This is a genomic window from Caulobacter sp. SSI4214, from assembly GCF_012184455.1.
Lineage (GTDB): Bacteria > Pseudomonadota > Alphaproteobacteria > Caulobacterales > Caulobacteraceae > Caulobacter > Caulobacter vibrioides_E.
Map to the genome: position 1 here is coordinate 35638 of NZ_SZWJ01000028.1, position 17082 is coordinate 52719.

Annotated in this window: 13 protein-coding genes and 4 tRNA genes; 14 read left to right on the forward strand and 3 right to left on the reverse strand. The window is 67.5% G+C overall.

The genetic code is table 11. From position 1 onward, the window contains the following. The first annotated feature begins 67 nt into the window (after positions 1 to 67). Entirely contained in the window at positions 68 to 1021 is a 954-nt protein-coding gene (gene argC / locus FCU40_RS10625) for an N-acetyl-gamma-glutamyl-phosphate reductase (RefSeq protein WP_168074789.1), read from the forward strand. Positions 1022 to 1058: 37 nt separating this feature from the next. On the opposite strand, the gene FCU40_RS10630 is transcribed toward argC, so the two are convergent. Together FCU40_RS10630 and FCU40_RS10635 are read right to left on the reverse strand one after the other, a co-directional pair. After that, complete coding sequence (locus FCU40_RS10630) at positions 1059 to 1964, reverse strand: alpha/beta hydrolase (RefSeq protein ID WP_168074790.1); 906 nt, start codon at positions 1962 to 1964, stop codon at positions 1059 to 1061. Then, complete coding sequence (locus FCU40_RS10635; RefSeq protein ID WP_168074791.1) at positions 1961 to 3937, reverse strand: class I poly(R)-hydroxyalkanoic acid synthase; 1977 nt, start codon at positions 3935 to 3937, stop codon at positions 1961 to 1963. The genes FCU40_RS10630 and FCU40_RS10635 overlap by 4 nt, the downstream gene beginning before the upstream one ends. A gap of 92 nt (positions 3938 to 4029) precedes the next feature. On the opposite strand from FCU40_RS10635, the gene FCU40_RS10640 reads away from it, so the two are divergent. The 12 genes from FCU40_RS10640 (at position 4030) to FCU40_RS10695 (ending at position 12834) form a co-directional block, all read left to right on the forward strand. Then, the gene (locus tag FCU40_RS10640) at positions 4030 to 4470 is read left to right on the forward strand and encodes a hypothetical protein (RefSeq protein WP_004624284.1); all 441 of its coding nucleotides are present in this window, start codon (positions 4030 to 4032) and stop codon (positions 4468 to 4470) included. Positions 4471 to 4579: 109 nt separating this feature from the next. Next, on the forward strand, positions 4580 to 5800 hold the full coding sequence (locus tag FCU40_RS10645; protein WP_004624282.1) for an LL-diaminopimelate aminotransferase: 1221 nt from the start codon (positions 4580 to 4582) through the stop codon (positions 5798 to 5800). 27 nt (positions 5801 to 5827) lie between these two features. Beyond that, entirely contained in the window at positions 5828 to 7117 is a 1290-nt protein-coding gene (locus FCU40_RS10650) for a homoserine dehydrogenase (RefSeq protein ID WP_004624280.1), read from the forward strand. Between the two features lie 71 nt (positions 7118 to 7188). Beyond that, positions 7189 to 8142: a class II fructose-bisphosphatase gene (gene glpX, locus FCU40_RS10655; protein ID WP_168074792.1), complete on the forward strand. Its 954-nt coding sequence runs from the start codon at positions 7189 to 7191 to the stop codon at positions 8140 to 8142. 79 nt (positions 8143 to 8221) lie between these two features. Then, positions 8222 to 9199 carry a class 1 fructose-bisphosphatase gene (locus FCU40_RS10660; protein ID WP_168074793.1) on the forward strand — a complete coding sequence of 326 codons (978 nt, stop codon included), beginning with the start codon at positions 8222 to 8224 and terminating at the stop codon, positions 9197 to 9199. 66 nt (positions 9200 to 9265) lie between these two features. Further along, positions 9266 to 11083, forward strand: a complete 1818-nt coding sequence (recJ, locus tag FCU40_RS10665) for a single-stranded-DNA-specific exonuclease RecJ (RefSeq protein ID WP_168074796.1) — start codon at positions 9266 to 9268, stop codon at positions 11081 to 11083. An 81-nt stretch (positions 11084 to 11164) separates the two neighbouring features. Next, positions 11165 to 11239, forward strand: a tRNA-Glu gene (locus FCU40_RS10670). Between the two features lie 44 nt (positions 11240 to 11283). Beyond that, positions 11284 to 11358: transfer RNA gene (locus FCU40_RS10675), tRNA-Glu, on the forward strand. Between the two features lie 172 nt (positions 11359 to 11530). After that, on the forward strand, positions 11531 to 12118 hold the full coding sequence (gene cspD / locus FCU40_RS10680) for a stationary phase survival cold shock domain protein CspD (RefSeq protein WP_004624273.1): 588 nt from the start codon (positions 11531 to 11533) through the stop codon (positions 12116 to 12118). 205 nt (positions 12119 to 12323) lie between these two features. Then, positions 12324 to 12400, forward strand: a tRNA-Pro gene (locus FCU40_RS10685). Positions 12401 to 12427: 27 nt separating this feature from the next. Further along, positions 12428 to 12733, forward strand: a complete 306-nt coding sequence (locus tag FCU40_RS10690) for an ETC complex I subunit (RefSeq protein WP_004624270.1) — start codon at positions 12428 to 12430, stop codon at positions 12731 to 12733. A gap of 24 nt (positions 12734 to 12757) precedes the next feature. Continuing rightward, positions 12758 to 12834, forward strand: a tRNA-Arg gene (locus FCU40_RS10695). Here FCU40_RS10695 and FCU40_RS10700 read toward each other — a convergent pair. After that, entirely contained in the window at positions 12793 to 14460 is a 1668-nt protein-coding gene (locus FCU40_RS10700; protein ID WP_241693588.1) for a recombinase family protein, read from the reverse strand. The two genes, FCU40_RS10695 and FCU40_RS10700, sit on opposite strands and share 42 nt — an antisense overlap. Positions 14461 to 15228: 768 nt before the next feature. Here FCU40_RS10700 and FCU40_RS10705 point away from each other — a divergent pair. Further along, positions 15229 to 17082 (forward strand): ParB/RepB/Spo0J family partition protein (locus tag FCU40_RS10705; protein WP_168074794.1); only part of this gene is annotated, 1854 nt, incomplete at its 3' end.

The window sequence follows — 17082 nt, forward strand, 5'->3', positions numbered from 1 at the left end:
CGCCCTTTTTCATTTCTGTCTCTGTTTTCTGCTTCTTCTGGCTGATCGCCCCAGATCGGAGTTCGCCATGTCCAGCGCCCCCAAGGTCTTCATCGACGGCGAAGCCGGCACCACCGGCTTGCAGATCCGCGAGCGCTTGGTCGGCCGCAAGGACCTGGAGCTGATCTCGATCGATCCGGACAAGCGCAAGGACGCCGACGCCCGCGCCGAGATGCTGAACGGCGCCGACGCCGTGATCCTGTGCCTGCCCGATGACGCGGCCAAGGAGGCTGTCTCGCTGGTCACCAATCCGAACACGGTGATCATCGACGCCTCGACGGCCTATCGCACCGCGGAGGGCTGGACCTATGGCTTCCCGGAGCTGGACAAGGAACAGCGCGGCAAGATCGCCGCCGCCAAGCGCATCTCCAATCCCGGCTGCTATCCGACCGGCGCCATCGCCCTGACGCGGCCGCTGGTCAGCGCCGGCATCCTGCCCGCCGAACTGCCGATCTCATACAACGCCGTCTCCGGTTACAGCGGCGGCGGCAAGGCGATGATCGCCGAGTTCGAGGACGAGGGCGCGCCGAACCACACCAAGGTTCCTTACCGGATCTACGGCCTGTCCCTGGCGCACAAGCATGTGCCGGAAATGCAAAAGCACGGCGGTCTTCTGACCCGCCCGATCTTCATGCCGGCCGTCGGACGCTATCCGCAGGGCATGATCGTCGAGCTGCCGCTGCACTTCTCGACCCTGAACGGCGCGCCGTCGCTGGGCGACCTGCACGACGCCCTGGTCAAGCACTACAAGGGCGAGCATTTCGTCGAGGTGGCGTCGCTGGACGAGGCCAAAAGCCTGACCACCCTGGATCCGGAAGGCCTGAACGGCACCAATCGCCTGAAGCTTTTCGTGTTCGGTTCGGACACCAGCGGCCAGGCGCGGCTGGTGGCCTTGCTCGACAATCTCGGCAAGGGGGCCTCCGGGGCGGCGGTGCAGAACCTCAATCTCGCCCTGGGCCTGAAGGAAAGCGCGGGCCTGTAAGGCCGATGGCCGATATTCGCGTCGGGGCGGACAGGCTTTAGCGCGTTACCGACTCGATGAAGCGCTGGACCGCCAGCGTATAGCCGCCGGGCTCACCGAGCTGGGCGTTGATTTCGCCGTGGCTGAGATCCTCGGGCAGCACGCTCGCCTTGCCGCCGAGGCCCACGGCCTTGTCCGCCAGCCCCTTGGCCTGCGGGCACGAGTCGGCGCGGCGCGAGGAGCAGACCAAAAGCATCGGAACGGGGGCGGACTTCATCTGGTGCAGAGGCGAGAGGGCCCGCCACACGATGGGGTCGTGGCCGAAAGCGTCGTCATAGAGCTTGAAGTGCTTGGCCTCCATGATCGCGGGAACGTCCATGGCCGCGCTGTCTAGCGCCACAGTGCCGCGCCAGGGTTTGACGCCTTGCTGGGCGGCGAGGGCGGGCTCCGCGGTCAACAGCGCCACGAGGTGCGCGCCGGCCGAATGGCCCATCAACACCACCTTGCCAGGGTCGCCGCCCCAGCTTTCCGCCTTGGCCTGGACAGCGGCCACGGCGCGGGCGACGTCAGCGGCCTGCTCGGCGACGCCGGTCCGGGGCAGCATTCGATAGTTGATCGAGACGAAGATCACACCCTGGCTGGAGAGCCATCGGACCTTGTTGTCGACCACGCGACCCATGGCCTTGTCGCCGATCCGCCAGCCGCCGCCGTGCGCCATGACCACGATCGGCGCGCCCTTGGCCGCCTTGGAGTGATAGACGTCGAAGGTCTGGGCCTTGTCGCCGCCGTAGGCGATGTCGCGATCGACCTCGACGCCGTCCGGCGCTGGCGCGGTCGCCGCGCGGGCCTCGGCGCGTTCGGCCATTCGCGCGGCGATCCGGTCGCGCAGGCGCTGAGCGTCCGCCGGCTGGGCGGCCAGCACGGCAGTCACCGCGATCAGCGCCGCGCCGATAAGGCGGTTCATGACTTCACCAGCACGAAGCTGCCGGGCGCGTCCTCCAGGGGCTTCAGCTTGCCCTTGGCGGGATCCCGGGCGGGAACCTGGTCGCCCGAGCGCGCCTTCAGCCAGGCGCCCCAGTGCGGCCACCAGGAGCCGGGATGCTCCTGCGCCCCGGCGATCCATTCGCTGACGTCGCCCGGCAGCTTATCGTTCGTCCAGTGCTGATACTTCTTGGCGTCGGGGTGATTGATTACCCCGGCGATATGGCCCGAGCCGGCCATGGTGAAGGTGACCGGCCCGCCGAACGCCTTGGCCCCGCGATAGACGCTGCGATAGGGCGCGATGTGGTCGTCCTTCGACGACTGGACGTAGATCGGGATCTTCACCTTGGAGAGATCCAGATGCTCGCCGCCCAGGTTGAGCTTGCCCGTGGTCAGGGCGTTGTCCTTATAGAAATTGCGCAGATAGAACAGGTGCAGCGCCTTGGGCATCCGGGTCTGGTCGGCATTCCAGAACAGAAGATCGAACGGCCTCGGCTCCTTGCCCATCAGATAGTTGCTGACGAAGAACGACCAGATCAGGTCGTTGCCGCGCAGGGCGTTGAAGGTGTCGGCCATCGACTGGCTGGGCAGGAAGCCGCCCGCCTGGTCCATCTGCTGCTCGATCGACTGCAGCCATTCCTCGTTGGTGAACAGCAGGAGATCGCCGGCTTCGGCGAAGTCCTGCTGGGCCGCGAAGAAGGTGGCCGAATTGATCCGCTTGTCGCCCTTGGCCGCCATGTGGGCCAGGGCCACCGACAGCAGGGTGCCGCCGATGCAGTAGCCGACCGTGTTGACCCGATCGACGTCGCACTGGGTCATGACCTGCTGGGTGGCGTCATAGATCCCTTCGAACATGTAGTCCTCGAAGGTCTTGTCGGCCAGCTTGCGGTCCGGATTGACCCAGGAGGCGACGAACACCGTAAAACCCTGGCTGGTCAGCCAGCGGATCATCGAGTTCTCGGGGCGCAGGTCCAGGATGTAGAACTTGTTGATCCAAGGCGGGAAGATCAGCAGCGGGATTTCGCACACCGTCTCGGTGGTCGGGTTGAATTGCAGCAGCTGCAGGATGTCGTTTTGATAGACGACCTTGCCCGGCGCGGTGGCGACGTTCTCGCCGACCTTGAACTTGGCGAGATCCGTCTGGCTGATCGCCAGCTGGCCGCCGCCGCGCTCGAGATCGGCGGCGAAATTCTCCATGCCCTTCACCAGACTCTCGCCTTGGGTCTGCACGACCTCGCGCAGGGCGGCGGGATTGGAGATCAGGAAATTCGACGGCGAAAAGGCGTCGGTCAGCATCTTGGTGAAGAATTCGACGCGACGCTTGGTGGCCGGATCGACACCGTCGACGTCGGCCACCAGTTTGTTCAGCCAGTTCGACGACAGGAGATAGGACTGCTTCATCAGGTCGAACATCGGGTTCGACGCCCAGTCCGGATCATTGAAGCGCTTGTCGCCGGCGGCCGGTGCGACGACGGGCTTGACTTCCTCGCCAGCGGCGCGACGGGCGACCGACTGCCAGAGATCCATGTATTGGCCAAAGAGATCGGCCTGGGCGCGCATCAGGCGGTCGGGCTGGGCGGCCAGGCGGCCCATAACCTCGTTGAGGGCCGGGGCGACATGGAAGGGATCGGGCGTCAGGGCCGCCGGCCGGTCGGCTTGGCGCAACGCGGCCTCGGCGATCGCGCCTTGGGCGGTCACCGCGGCGCGGGCCAGGTTCGCCGACAGGGTCTCGACCATTTTCAACTGGTCGGCCGAGAGCACGGTTTCGAACGGCGGGAAGGGGGGCTGAGCCGGCTTGGCTCCGGCGGCCGATTCGGGCGGGGCCTTGGGCTCCGGCGGCGCCTCGGCGATCGCGGGCTTGGCCTTCGCCTTGGGGGTCTTGGGCTTGGAGGGGGCCGACTCGGCCTCGGGAACGGCTTTCTTCCGAGGCTTGGGGGCGGGTTTCGCCGTGGCCATTGGGTTTCCTCCGCTCTAGTCCTGAGCCCGTTCGAGAAAAGCGACGACGAACGCCTTCCGCTCGTCGCGATCATCGCATAAGACCAGATCCAATGAACGGCGAAACCCGCAAAATCACGCGTCTTGCCCTGACCGTCGGCCTCGCCGCCGGCGCGGCGGCGTGCGCGAACCCGTTCGCCACGGCCCAGGTCGATCCCGCGTCGCCGATCGCCGCCCAGGTGGCCGCCGCCGCCAAGTCGCGTGAACCGCGCATCAAGCTCGTGCAGATCCCGGCCGTGCCGAAGGACATTCCGACCGACGCCCAGATCCGCGCGCGCGTGGCCTCCCAGACCGCCGCCGGCGAAGCCCTGACCAAGGCCGTCGCCCCGGGCACCTGGGAACTCAAGGATACTCAGCCCTACGCCGACAAGGCCTATCGCGACGTGAAGCCGCCGGCGTTCGAGGCGCCGACCGACGCCGATCGCGCCGCGACCGAAGCCTTCGCCAAGGCCGCGCGCGGCCGAGCTAGCGCGCCTCCGTCACAGCCCCAATAGGGTGGCGGAGGCATAATCTTCCTTGAACCGGCTTGGCTCGACCCCGCTCGGGGTCTATCCATGCCCGACTTTCCGCTCCCAAAGCGCCGAAGCGGCGCATAGAGCCCCCATGAGCACCGATTTCCACCGTATCCGCCGTCTGCCGCCCTACGTCTTCGAAGAGGTCAACAAGATCAAGGCGCGTCTTCGCGCCGAGGGCGTCGACATCATCGACTTCGGGATGGGCAATCCCGACATGCCGACCCCGCCTCACATCGTCGAGAAGCTGATCGAGACCGCGCGCGACCCGAAGGCGGGTCGCTATTCCGCGTCCAAAGGCATTCCTGGCCTTCGCAAGGCCATGGCCAACTATTATGGCCGCCGCTTCGGGGTGAAGTTGAACCCCGACACCGAGGTGATCGCCACGCTGGGCTCCAAGGAAGGCTTCGCCAACCTCGCCCAGGCCCTGACGGGGCCCGGTGACGTGATCATCTGTCCGAATCCGGCCTATCCGATCCACGCCTTCGGCTTCATCATGGCCGGCGGCATTATCCGCCACGTGCCGGCCCTATCGCCCGAGGATTACCTGTCCAACATCAGCCGCGCGGTGAAGCACTCGGTGCCGCCGCCGTCGGTGATGATCCTGTCCTATCCATCGAACCCGACCGCCCAATGGGTGGGGCTGGACTTCTACAAGGACGCGATCGCCCTGGCCAAGAAGCACGACCTTCTGGTCATCAGCGACGTGGCCTATGGCGAGATCTATTTCGACAACAACCCCCCGCCGTCGGTGCTGCAGGTCGACGGCGCCAAGGACATCGCGGTCGAGGTCAATTCGCTGTCCAAGACCTACGCCATGGCTGGCTGGCGCGTGGGCATGGTGGTCGGCAACAGCCGCATCTGCGCGGCGCTGGCGCGGGTGAAGTCCTATCTTGATTACGGGGCCTATACGCCGGTGCAGGTGGCGGCCGCCGCGGCGCTGAACGGGCCGCAGGACTGCGTCGACGAGATCCGGGGCATCTACAAGAGCCGCCGCGACACCTTGATCAAGTCGATGGCCGCCGCCGGCTGGGACATTCCCAATCCGCCGGCCTCGATGTTTGCCTGGGCCAAGATCCCCGAGGCCTATCGCGAGGCGGGCTCGATGCTGTTCTCGCGCCTGTTGATCGAGGAGGCCGGCGTCGCCGTCGCGCCCGGCATCGGCTTTGGCGAATACGGCGAAGGCTATGTCCGCATCGGTCTGGTCGAGAACGAGCACCGCATTCGCCAGGCCGCGCGCAACGTCAAGAAATTCATCGCCAACGCCGACTCCATCCTGGCCAAGGCCCACAACAAGATGGAACAGGCTTAAGGCCGGTTCACCCCAAGGATTTCGAAGATGACGAAGAAGACCTGGCGCATCGGCGTGGCGGGCCTGGGCACCGTCGGCGGCGGCCTCCTGCGGTTCCTGGCTGATCGCCCCGACTTCGCGCCGGCCGGCGATCGGGCGGTGATCACCGCCGTCTCGGCCCGCAACAAGTCGCGGCCGCGCACGGTCGATATTTCGAATCTGGCCTGGTTCGACGATCCGGTGGCCTTGGCGGGATCGCCGGACATCGACCTGTTCGTCGAACTGGTGGGCGGCAGCGACGGTCCGGCCAAGGTCGCCGTCGAAACCGCCCTGAAGGCCGGTAAGCCGGTGGTCACGGCCAACAAGGCCCTGATCGCCGTCCACGGCGCCGAGCTGGCCGCCTTGGCCGAGGCTCAGGGCGTGCCGCTGCTGTTCGAAGCGGCCGTCATGGGTGGCACGCCGGCGGTGAAGATGCTGCGCGAAGCCATGGTCGGCGACGACGTGGTCTCGGTGGCCGGCATCCTCAATGGCACCTGCAACTTCATCCTCTCGGAGATGGAGAAGACCGGTCGCTCGTTCGCCGACGTGCTGCGCGAGGCGCAGGGGCTGGGCTATGCCGAGGCTGATCCGACCACCGACGTCGGCGGCTTCGACGCGGGCCACAAGATCAGCATCCTCGCCGCGCTCGCCTTCGGCTGCGCTCCCAATTTCGACGCCGCCGAGATCGAGGGCATCAGCGAGGTCGACCTGCTGGACATCAAGCTGGCCAAGGATCTGGGCTATCGTATCAAGCTGATCGCCGCGGCGGCCAAGGCCGAGGACGGCGTCGCGGTGAAGGTGCATCCCTCGCTTGTCCCGCTGGACCATCCGCTGGCCCAGGCCGGCGGCGCTCTGAACGCGCTGTTCATCGAGGGCAAGCGCATCGGCCGGATCTTCATCCAGGGGCCGGGCGCGGGCGCGGGTCCGACCGCCGCCGCCGTGGCCGCCGATATCGCCGATGTCATGACCAAGGCCGTGCGTCCGGTGTTTCAGGCTCCGGCCGGCGACTTGGCGCCGTTCGTGGCCATCGATCCCGCCCGCGCGGTGGGCAAGGCTTATCTGCGCGTGATGGTCCAGGACCAGCCGGGCGTGATCGCCGCGATCTCCGAGACCCTGGCCGAATGCGACGTTTCGATCGACAGCTTCCTGCAAAAGCCCGTCGAAGGCGCGGGCGGGGTGCCGATCGTGCTCGTTACCCATGCGACTCCGGAATCCAAATTGCTGGACGCGATTAGCCGCATCGAAAAGCTGCGGACCGTGCTAGAGCGTCCCCGTCTTCTGCGCGTCGCGCGCATCTAATAAAGCCGTCAAAAGACGGCGCCGAAGGCGACATTGGGAACAGGTCCTCCTAGGAGGACCGGGAGAAACGGATGAGTTCGAACACCCTGGACCGCTCGCTGGTCCTGGACGCCGTTCGCGTAACCGAAGCCGCCGCCATCGCTTCATGGACGATGCTGGGGCGGGGCGACGAGATGGCCGCCGATCAGGCCGCCGTCGACGCGATGCGCAACGCTCTCAACGAGCTGAACATCGACGGCGAGATCGTCATTGGCGAGGGCGAGCGCGACGAAGCGCCCATGCTCTATATCGGCGAGAAGGTCGGCTCGGGCAAAGGCCCCAGGATCGACATCGCCCTGGATCCGCTGGAGGGCACCACCCTGGCGGCCAAGTCCCAGCCCAACGCCCTGACGGTGATGGCCTGGGCGCCCAAGGGCACGCTGCTGAACGCCCCCGACACCTATATGGACAAGATCGCCTGCGGCCCGGGCCTGCCCCCCGGGGTGATCGACCTGGACCGCTCGCCGGCCGAGAACATCCAGGCCCTGGCCGAGGCCAAGGGCGTCGCCGCCAGCGAAATCACCGTCTGCGTGCTGGATCGCCCGCGCCACGCCGAGATCATCGCCGGCGTCCGCGCGGCCGGCGCGCGCATCCAACTGATCACGGACGGCGACGTGGCCGGGGTGATCAACACCACCGATCCGTCGACGGGCATCGATCTCTATCTGGGCTCGGGCGGCGCGCCCGAGGGCGTTCTGGCCTGCGCGGCCTTGAAGTGCGTCGGCGGCCAGTTCCAAGGGCGGCTGCTTTTCCGCAACGCCGACGAGCGGGCCCGGGCCGCGCGCTGGGGCGTCACCGAACTGGACAAGAAGTACGACCTGCACGAGATCGTCCGAGACGAGGCGATCTTCGCGGCCACCGGCGTGACGCGCGGGGGGCTGCTGGACGGCGTCGTCTTCCGCGACGGCTGCGTCCACACCCACACCCTGGTGATGAACTCCTCGACGGGCACGGTCCGCGAGGTTCGCATGAAGCGTAAGGTCTAGGGCGCGCGCACCCCGAGACTTTCTTGTCACGACCGTCCTGTAGTAGCGGCGGTCCGCTTCCGGTTCCCGAGGATATGAGATGACCACCTTCGTCGACCTGACCGCCTGGCTCGCGGCCGAGCCGGCCGACGCCGCGCTCAAGGACGTCGTACGGACGATCGCGGCGACCTGCGCGCGGATCAGCCGCGTCGTCGCCTCCGGCGCCCTGTCGGGCAGCCTCGGCGCGGCCGGCAGCATCAATGTCCAGGACGAGGAGCAGAAGAAGCTCGACGTCATCACCAACGACATGCTCAGCGACGCCCTGAAGGCGTGCGGCCCGGTCGCCGGCCTGGCCTCGGAGGAGATGGAAGAGGTCGAACCCACGGGCCGCGTCGGCGGCTATCTGGTGACGTTCGATCCTCTCGACGGCTCCAGCAACATCGACGTCAACGTCTCGGTCGGGACGATCTTCTCGGTACTGCCCGCGCCGGCGGGCCACGCGCCGGTCGAGGCCGATTTCCTCCGGCCGGGCCGCGATCAGGTGGCGGCGGGCTATGCCGTCTATGGTCCGCAGACCATGCTCGTGCTCACGCTGGCCAGCGGCGTCAACGGCTTCACGCTCGACGCCGAGGGGCGTTGGCTGCTGACCCATCGGGCCATTGCCATCAAGGCCGACACCGCCGAGTTCGCGATCAACATGTCGAACCAGCGCCATTGGGCCGAGCCCGTGCGCCGCTATATCGACGGCTGCCTAAGGGGCAAGGACGGCCCGCGCGGCAAGAACTTCAATATGCGCTGGGTGGCCTCGATGGTGGCCGACGTCCATCGCATCCTGATGCGCGGCGGGATCTTCATGTACCCGTGGGACGCCCGCGAGCCGGACAAGCCCGGCAAGCTGCGCCTGATGTACGAGGCCAATCCGATGAGCCTTCTGGTCGAGCGGGCCGGCGGCAAGGCGATCGGCGACGGCGGCGATATCCTGGACGTCCAGCCGACCAGGCTGCACCAGCGCGTGCCGGTCGCGCTGGGCTCGGCCAACGAGGTCGAGGCCGTGCGCGCGGAGATGCGGGCGGGCTAGCCACGTCCCGAACTGTCGCCGCGGCGGCGCATGGTCCGAATCCGCATGACCGGATACTCTGCCGCGATGGCCGCCGACGGTGCTCCCAACCTCTCTTCCCCCGCCTTTCTGGGCGTCGAGCGCTCGCTGAGCGGCCGCGTCTGGCGCGAGCGCCCGGCCGACTTGGCCGTGGTGCGCGATATCCAGCAGCGCCATGGCCTGACCGAGCCCCTGGCCAGGGCGCTCGCCTCGCGCGGCGTCACGCTGGAACAGGCGGAACACTATCTGCGTCCGACCTTGAAGGCGCTGTTTCCCGATCCGTCGACCTTCACCGACATGGACCGGGCCGCCGAGATCCTGATCGATGCGTTGGAACGAGGCCGGCCCACCATGGTCTTCGCCGACTACGACGTCGATGGAGCCACTAGCGCCGCGCTGCTGGTCCGCTGGTTTCGCTATATGGGCGTCGAACTGCCCATCTACATTCCGGACCGCCTGACCGAAGGCTATGGCCCCAGCCCAGCGGCGTTCAAGACCATCCGCGAAGGCGGGGCCGAACTTGTCGTCACCCTCGACTGCGGGGCTGCGGCCTATGACGCCATCGCCAGCGCCGCCGAGATCGGTCTGGAGGTCGTCGTCATCGACCACCACCTGATGCGCGAGGACCCGCCCGCCGCCGCCGCCGTGGTCAATCCCAACCGGCCGGGCTGCCGGAGCGGGCAGGGGGTTCTGGCCGCCGCCGGGGTGACGTTCGTGCTGCTGGCCGCCCTGAATCGCGAGGCGCGGGGGCGCGGCCTGTTCACCGAGGAACGCCCGCAGCCGGATCTGCGCCAGTGGCTGGATCTCGTGGCCTTGGGCGAGGTCTGCGACGTCACCCAGCTGGTCGGCTTCAATCGCGCCTTGACCGCGCTGGGCCTGCGGACCATGGGCGCCTGGGCAAATCCCGGGCTGAAAGCCCTGTTCGAGGTCGGAAAGGGCTCCGGGGAGCCGTCGGTCTTTCACGCGGGCTTCATTCTGGGGCCTCGCATCAACGCCGGGGGGCGTATCGGTCGCTCGGACCTCGGCGCGAAGCTGCTGTCCACGGATGATCCGCTGGAGGCCGCCGCCCTGGCCGAAGAGCTCGACGGCCTCAATACCGAGCGCAAGGCGGTCGAGGCCGCCGTTGTCGAGGAGGCCGCGGCGATGCTGGAGCGCGGCAGCAATTTCAATCCCGACGCCCCCGTGATCGTGGTGGCCGGCGAGAACTGGCATCCCGGCGTCATCGGCATCGTCGCCGGTCGTCTGCGCGAGCGCTATCGAAAGCCGGTGGTGGTGATCGGCATCGACCGCGCCGCCAATGTCGGCAAGGGGTCGGGTCGCTCACAGCCGGGGGTCAATCTTGGTCGCGCCATTCAGGCCGCTTTCGAGACAGGGCTGCTGATGGCCGGCGGCGGTCACGCCATGGCGGCGGGGCTGTCGATTCGCCCCGACGCCATTCCCGAATTCCGAGCCTTTCTGGAAGAGCGGCTGGCGGGCGAAATGGAAGCGATCGGCGTGGAGGCGGTCGAGATCGACGCCCTGGTCCAACCCCGCGCGGCCAATCGCGCTCTGTTGGACGATTTTCAGCGTCTGGCGCCGTTCGGCCTGGGCAATCCCGAGCCCATGTTCGCGCTGACCCAGGTGCGGCCCGAGCGCGTCTCGGCGTTGAAGGGCGGCCATGTTCGGCTCGATCTGGTCGGTCCGACGGGCGACCGCATCAAGGCGATCAGCTGGCGCAGCGCCGAGACGCCGCTGGGCCAGCGCCTGCTGGCGGGCGGCGGCGCGCTGAACGTCGTGGGCAAGCTGAAGCCTGACGACTACATGGGCCGAAACGGGGTTCAGATCGAGATCGAGGACGCCCACGACAGCCGGGTGTGGACGGACTGAAGTCCGAACGAAAAAATCCGGTTTCGCGGGTTGCGCGCCCAAAACGGCGCGGCTATACACCCGCTTCCTCGCGGGGCCGCTGGTCCCTTCGTCTATCGGTTAGGACGCCAGATTTTCAATCTGGAGAGAGGGGTTCGACTCCCCTAGGGACTGCCACCCGCGAGGCTTACATACCGACGATGCTCGCCTTTCGGCGACGTGGTCCCTTCGTCTATCGGTTAGGACGCCAGATTTTCAATCTGGAGAGAGGGGTTCGACTCCCCTAGGGACTGCCACCTTCGGCTGTAGTTAACAATTATTTCCATGACATAACTGCGACGGAATGACGCGGATCGCGCTTGGATGCGGTTTCGGCGCGATTTCGTCATTGACGGTTCTCGTCACGCGAGAACACTGTTCTCGTGGTGCTCGCTCCGATGGGCTGATTGGGCGAGCCAGAGGGGTGGGATGTCTGGTTATGATTTAGAGGACGCTGCGGCGCCCGACGAGTTCGTGCGCATCAGCGGAAGGGTGAAGTGGTTCGACGCCGGCAAAGGCTACGGGTTCATCGTACCCGATGATCCCGGGCAGACCGGACTGAAGGACGTGCTTCTGCATGTGACGTCGCTTCGCAACTGCGGCCGCGAAACCGCCATGGAGGGGGCGGTCATCGTGTGTGACGTGGTGAGGCGGCCCAAGGGCTGGCAGGTCAGCGAGGTCGTCGATCTGGACGAAAGCGGCGCGCCCGCGCCGCTGGAGCGCCAGAGACGGACCTTCGCCGATAATCCGCCGCGTCGTGAGTCGCGAGACCCGCACGGACGGGGCGCGCTGACGCCGGAGGGGCCGGCGGAACGGGCCAAGGTCAAGTGGTTCAACCGCACCAAGGGTTATGGCTTCGTGATCCGCGACGCCGAGCCGGGGGACATCTTCGTGCATATTGAGACGCTCCGACGGGGGGGGCTCGAAGATCTGCAGCCGGGCGACGACGTCCTGGTGCGGTTCGCGCGAGGTCCCAAGGGCCTCGTTGTCGCCGAGATCACCGCCGGCGACGCCTGATCGGCGCGCGGAGAAGCCGGACGCGTTAGGTCGATGGCGCTTCGCTCGCGCTGGAGCGGATCCAGGGCGTCATCGACTTTTCGCGCCTAGCAATCCCATTCCCGCTCGGTCCGTCCACACGGAATCAGCGGGAAAGCCACGCGTTTTCCGCATCGTGGTTGCGCGGAATCGAAAAGCCCTTATACCCCATCGCCTGCCGATGTTTCGGAGCGTAGCGCAGCCTGGTAGCGCATCTGTTTTGGGAGCAGAGGGTCGCAGGTTCAAATCCTGCCGCTCCGACCATCGGTGAGGCTCTTTGGGAGAAGGTCCATGCTGGCCCGCATCTATCGTCCCGCCAAGAACGCCATGCAGTCGGGCAAGGCCAAGACCAAGGACTGGGTGCTGGAATTCGAGCCGGCCTCGGCGCGCAAGCCCGACCCGCTGATGGGCTGGACCCAGTCCAGCGACATGAACGGCCAGATCCGCCTGACCTTCGAGACCCGCGACGAGGCCGTGGCCTACGCCCAGCGCCACGAAATCGCGTTCCAGCTGTTCGAACCGAAGACGCCCAAGCGCATCATCAAGGCCTACGCCGACAACTTCGCCGCCAACCGCAAGCAGCCCTGGACCCACTAGGGCCTGTTACCGGCCGGCCAGCGCGCGCCCTTAGCTCAGCTGGATAGAGCACTCGCCTTCTAAGCGAGCGGTCGCAGGTTCGAATCCTGCAGGGCGCGCCACTTCGGTACCAAACTGCGAACGTCGAGAACCGCCGTCTCCACGCCGCCGTTCGACGCCAAGGTTCGTAGCAGTTCAATCTTTGAACCCATCACGGTTGCGCTCGTGGTCGAGGTGATTTCGACCCGCTGGGCGACGGCGCGAAGCAGGTCGCGCCGCAGGTTCCCGTCCTCGTCGCGCAGCATCTCCCGGGTGGCGGCGGCGAAGCGGATCAGGATCTCTGGATTGATCACGGGTCCTAGCTTTTCGGCGGCGGCGGCGGCGCGGTCGGCTTCCGCCTCGGCGGTGTCGCGCAGATCCGCTAGGGCGCGGATACGGTCTTTCAGAGACGGATCGCGGGGATCCACAAAGCCGTCTTCGACCATGGCGTAAAGTCTGGTCAGCTTCGCCGCGGCCTCCGTGGCGCGTCGGCGCAAGTCCCCGATGTGCTGCTGGCGCTTCTCCGCCCATTGAGCGCGGCGGTCGATGATATTCTCCATCAGGCCCGCCAGGCGCGACGGATCGAGAAGGCGGGTCTCCAGGTGGTGGACAACGGCGTTGTCCACGCGGTCCATGGGGACGGTGATCCCCTTGCAGCCGCCGTCGCCCGTGCGGTTCTTGGTCGAGCAGGTGTAATAGCGGTACTTCCCGTTTTTGCCGGTCCGCAGGGTCATCGCGCCGCCGCAGAGGCCGCAGAAGCAGATGCCGCCCAGCAGGATCGGGCTGTTGACGAACCGCGGGGCCATTCGCTTCGGGTTGCGCTTGTGGAGGGCGTCCTGCACGGCCTGGAATTCGGCCTGGCTGACGATGGGCGGGACCTCGCAGACGATGACCTCGTCCTCGTCCTTGTACTCGCCGGTCGCCGCCACCCGCTGGTTGAAGCGATGTTGGCCGACATAGGTCGTGCAGGTCAGGATGGCGTGGATCGCCGACACGCCGAACCGACCGCCGTCTCGGGTGCGGACACCACGATCATTCAGGTGGACGACAATCGACTTCACCCCCATGGGTCCCGAGCCGTTCTCGCCGTGGATAGCGAGACGATAGATCCGCCGGATCGTCTCGGATTGGAGCGGATCGATTTCCAGCCTCTTCTTGGCTTTCGCTCCGCGCTGTTCGGCGACGACGACCCGGTAGCCCAACGGCGGGCGTGAGCCGTTCCAGAAGCCCTGTCGGGCGTTCTCCTTCATGGCCCGCAGGGTGTGCTTGGCGTTTTCGCGGGACTGGTATTCGTCGAACAACGCCATGATCTGGCGCATCATGATCCCCATGGGATCGTCGCCCAGTTCCTGAGTGATCGACACCACCCGCACCCCGGCCTTGGCCAGCTGGCGGGCGTAAAACTCGAACAGGAACTGGTCGCGGAAGAACCTCGAGAATGAGTGGACCAGCACCACGTTGAACTGCGGCGGCTTGGTCGCGCCGGCCTCGATCATAGCCTGGAAAGCCGGGCGACGGTCGTCCGTCGCGCTGGCGCCAGGCTCGACGAACTCGGCGGCGACGGTCCAGCCCTTGGCGAGGCAATAGGCCTCGAGTTGGCGACGCTGGTCGGGGATGGACAGGTCGTTGTCGGCCTGACGCCCGGTTGAAACCCGAAGATAGAGGGCGGCCTGGGTGGGCAGGGTGGTGCGCTTGGATTGTCGGGCCACGATTAGTCTCCTGGGTCAGGGTGATGACCCGAGGAGTTCGTCCAGCACCCGGGCCAGGTGAGCCTCAAGGACGGCGATCTCGCGCTCAGTGATGGGCACGCGCGCCGGCCAGTCATCGGTCACCGAGAACGAGACGGATGGGGGCGGAGGTGTTGGTAGTGGGGGCGGCGACTTTTCTTCGAGGTAGTCGAAGAAGTCGGGGATGGGGCTTCTGGGGGCGGGGGGGCGGCGGGACATGGGCCATCGTCGGACATGTGTTCGAAGGCGCAAGAACCGGGCGCTCGACGTCGAACAGGCGACGGTAAAGGCAGGTTTCTTGCGGGGCGTAGCCGGAGGGCGACAAGGCGAGGTTCCCGCCGACCGCTTCCGCGTTCGGCTTCACCGGGTTTTGAAAGCGACCGGCGGTCACGCTCGGTCCCGCGGCTTTCGCCGCTCCCTCGGGCGCGCCCCCTTGGGCAGGCTCTGGCCTGCCGCCGGACGCTCGACGCCGCCTCCCGCCACGCGCTTCGCGCGGGCTCCTGTGCAGGCTTCATTCTTGGAGGCGGCCTGGCGGCCGCGTGCTTAGGGCTCCGCCCCCAGCGCGCTTCGGACCGGCTTCCGCCCAGCTTCGGTCGTGGTCGTAAGGGCGATGATGGTCGGGGTGGAACGCCCTGCAGCCGGGTCCCCGCGAAGCCGGCCGCTCCGCTTGCACCCCCGGTCTCGCCGACGGGCGTCGGGGTTCAGGCGCGCCTTTTGCGCCTGAACCCCCATGCCCTTGAGGAGGCAGACATGAACACCCACAGCCAAGCTGTTTCGCCCGCTGGCGTCCAATGTGGCCAGGAGCGCGTCTATGCGCTCAACAAGCTCAAGAAGTCGCCGCGCAACGTGCGCAAGGTGGCGCACACCGAGGCCGAGATCGAGGCGCGGGCGGCCAGCATCCAGGCCAAGGGGCTGATTTCGCCCCTGGTCGTCGAGCCGGAGCTTCGCGCCGATGGGACCGAGACCGGCTATGGCCTTGTGACCGCCGGGGAGGGGCGGCGTCTGGCCCTGCGGTTGCTGGCCAAGCGCAAGGTAATCAGCAAGACGACGCCGGTGCGGTGTCTGGTGGATACGCTCAACGATCCCCAGGAGATCTCGCTCGACGAGAACGTTTCCCGCAGCGCGCTCCACCCGGCCGACGAATACGAAGCCTTCCGGGATCAGGCCGAGCGGCGTGGGTTCGGCGCCGAGGAGATCGGCGCGCGGTTCGGCGTCACCGCCGAGGTGGTGCGCCGACGCCTCCGGCTGGGCGCGGTGGCCCCGGACCTTCTGGACGTCTACCGCCAGGGCGGCCTGACGCTGGACCAGCTGCAGGCCTTCGCCATCACCGAGGACCACGCCCGTCAGAGGCAGGTCTTCGAGACCCTGACCAACCGCCAGCCCTATGCCATCCGCCGGGCCATGACCGAGAACACCGCCATGGTCAGCGACCGGCGACTGACCTTCGTGGGATTACCGGCCTATCTCGGCGCGGGCGGCACGATCCTGCGCGACCTCTTCAGCGAGGACGACGGCGGCTATGTCGAGGACGTGCCGCTGCTGGACCGCCTGGTCGCCGAGAAGCTGACCGCTCAGGCCACGGACCTGCGCGAGGCCGAGGGCTGGAAATGGGCGGCGGCCTATCTCGACTACCCGCATGGCCACGGTCTCTCGCGGGTCTATCCGCGTCCGGTCGTGCGCGACGAGGCCGAACAGGCGCGGCTCGCGGCGCTGCGGGAGGACTACGCGGCCCTTTCCGAGGCGTGGGGCGCGGTCGAGGACCTGCCCGCCGAGGTCGAGGCGCGCCTGTCGGCGTTCGAGGCGGCGCTGGCCGCCGCGCCCGACTACGCCTTCGACCCGACCGAGATCGCCTATGCCGGCGTAATGGTCATCCTGGGGCAGGACGGCGTGGCGCGGATCGAGCGCGGCATGGTCCGGGCCGAAGACCTTCCCCCGCCGCCCGCGCCCGAAGCGGACGCGGGCGAGGCGGAGGACGCGATGGCCGGCGAGGACGACGCGCCGCCCTGGGACGAGCGCCAATCGGCGGACGAGGGCGGTCAGGCCGAGCCGGAAGAGCCCGAGGGCGACGCCGCCGCCCCGCTGACCGCCCGGCTGGTCGCCGACCTCACCGCCCACCGCACCATGGCCATGCGCGAGACCCTGGCCCAGAACCCGGATCTGGCGTTGGTCGCCCTGACCCACGCGCTCGTCTGCCATGCCTTCCTCAAGTACGGCGCCATGCCAACCTGCCTCGACGTCCGGCTGAGCTCGATCCCGATGTCGGGGGAGGGCGACGCCATCGATGGGGCGGCGGCGGCGCTCGCCGTGGCCGACCGCCATGCGGCCTGGGCGGCCCAGGCGCCGAGCAATGCCGTCGACCTCTGGGACTTCGTCGTCGGCCTCGACCTCGACAGCCGCATGAGCCTCCTGGCCCACTGCGTGGGGCTGAGCGTCAATGCGCTGCACGGCTACGAGCGTCGCCCCGCCGCCTGGGCGCACGCCGAGCAGCTTGCAACGGCGCTCGACCTCGACATGGCCGACTGGTGGGCGCCCACCGCCGACCGCTACCTGGCGCGTGTCACCAAGGCCCATACCCTGGCGGCGGTGAGCGAGGCGGTCTCGCCC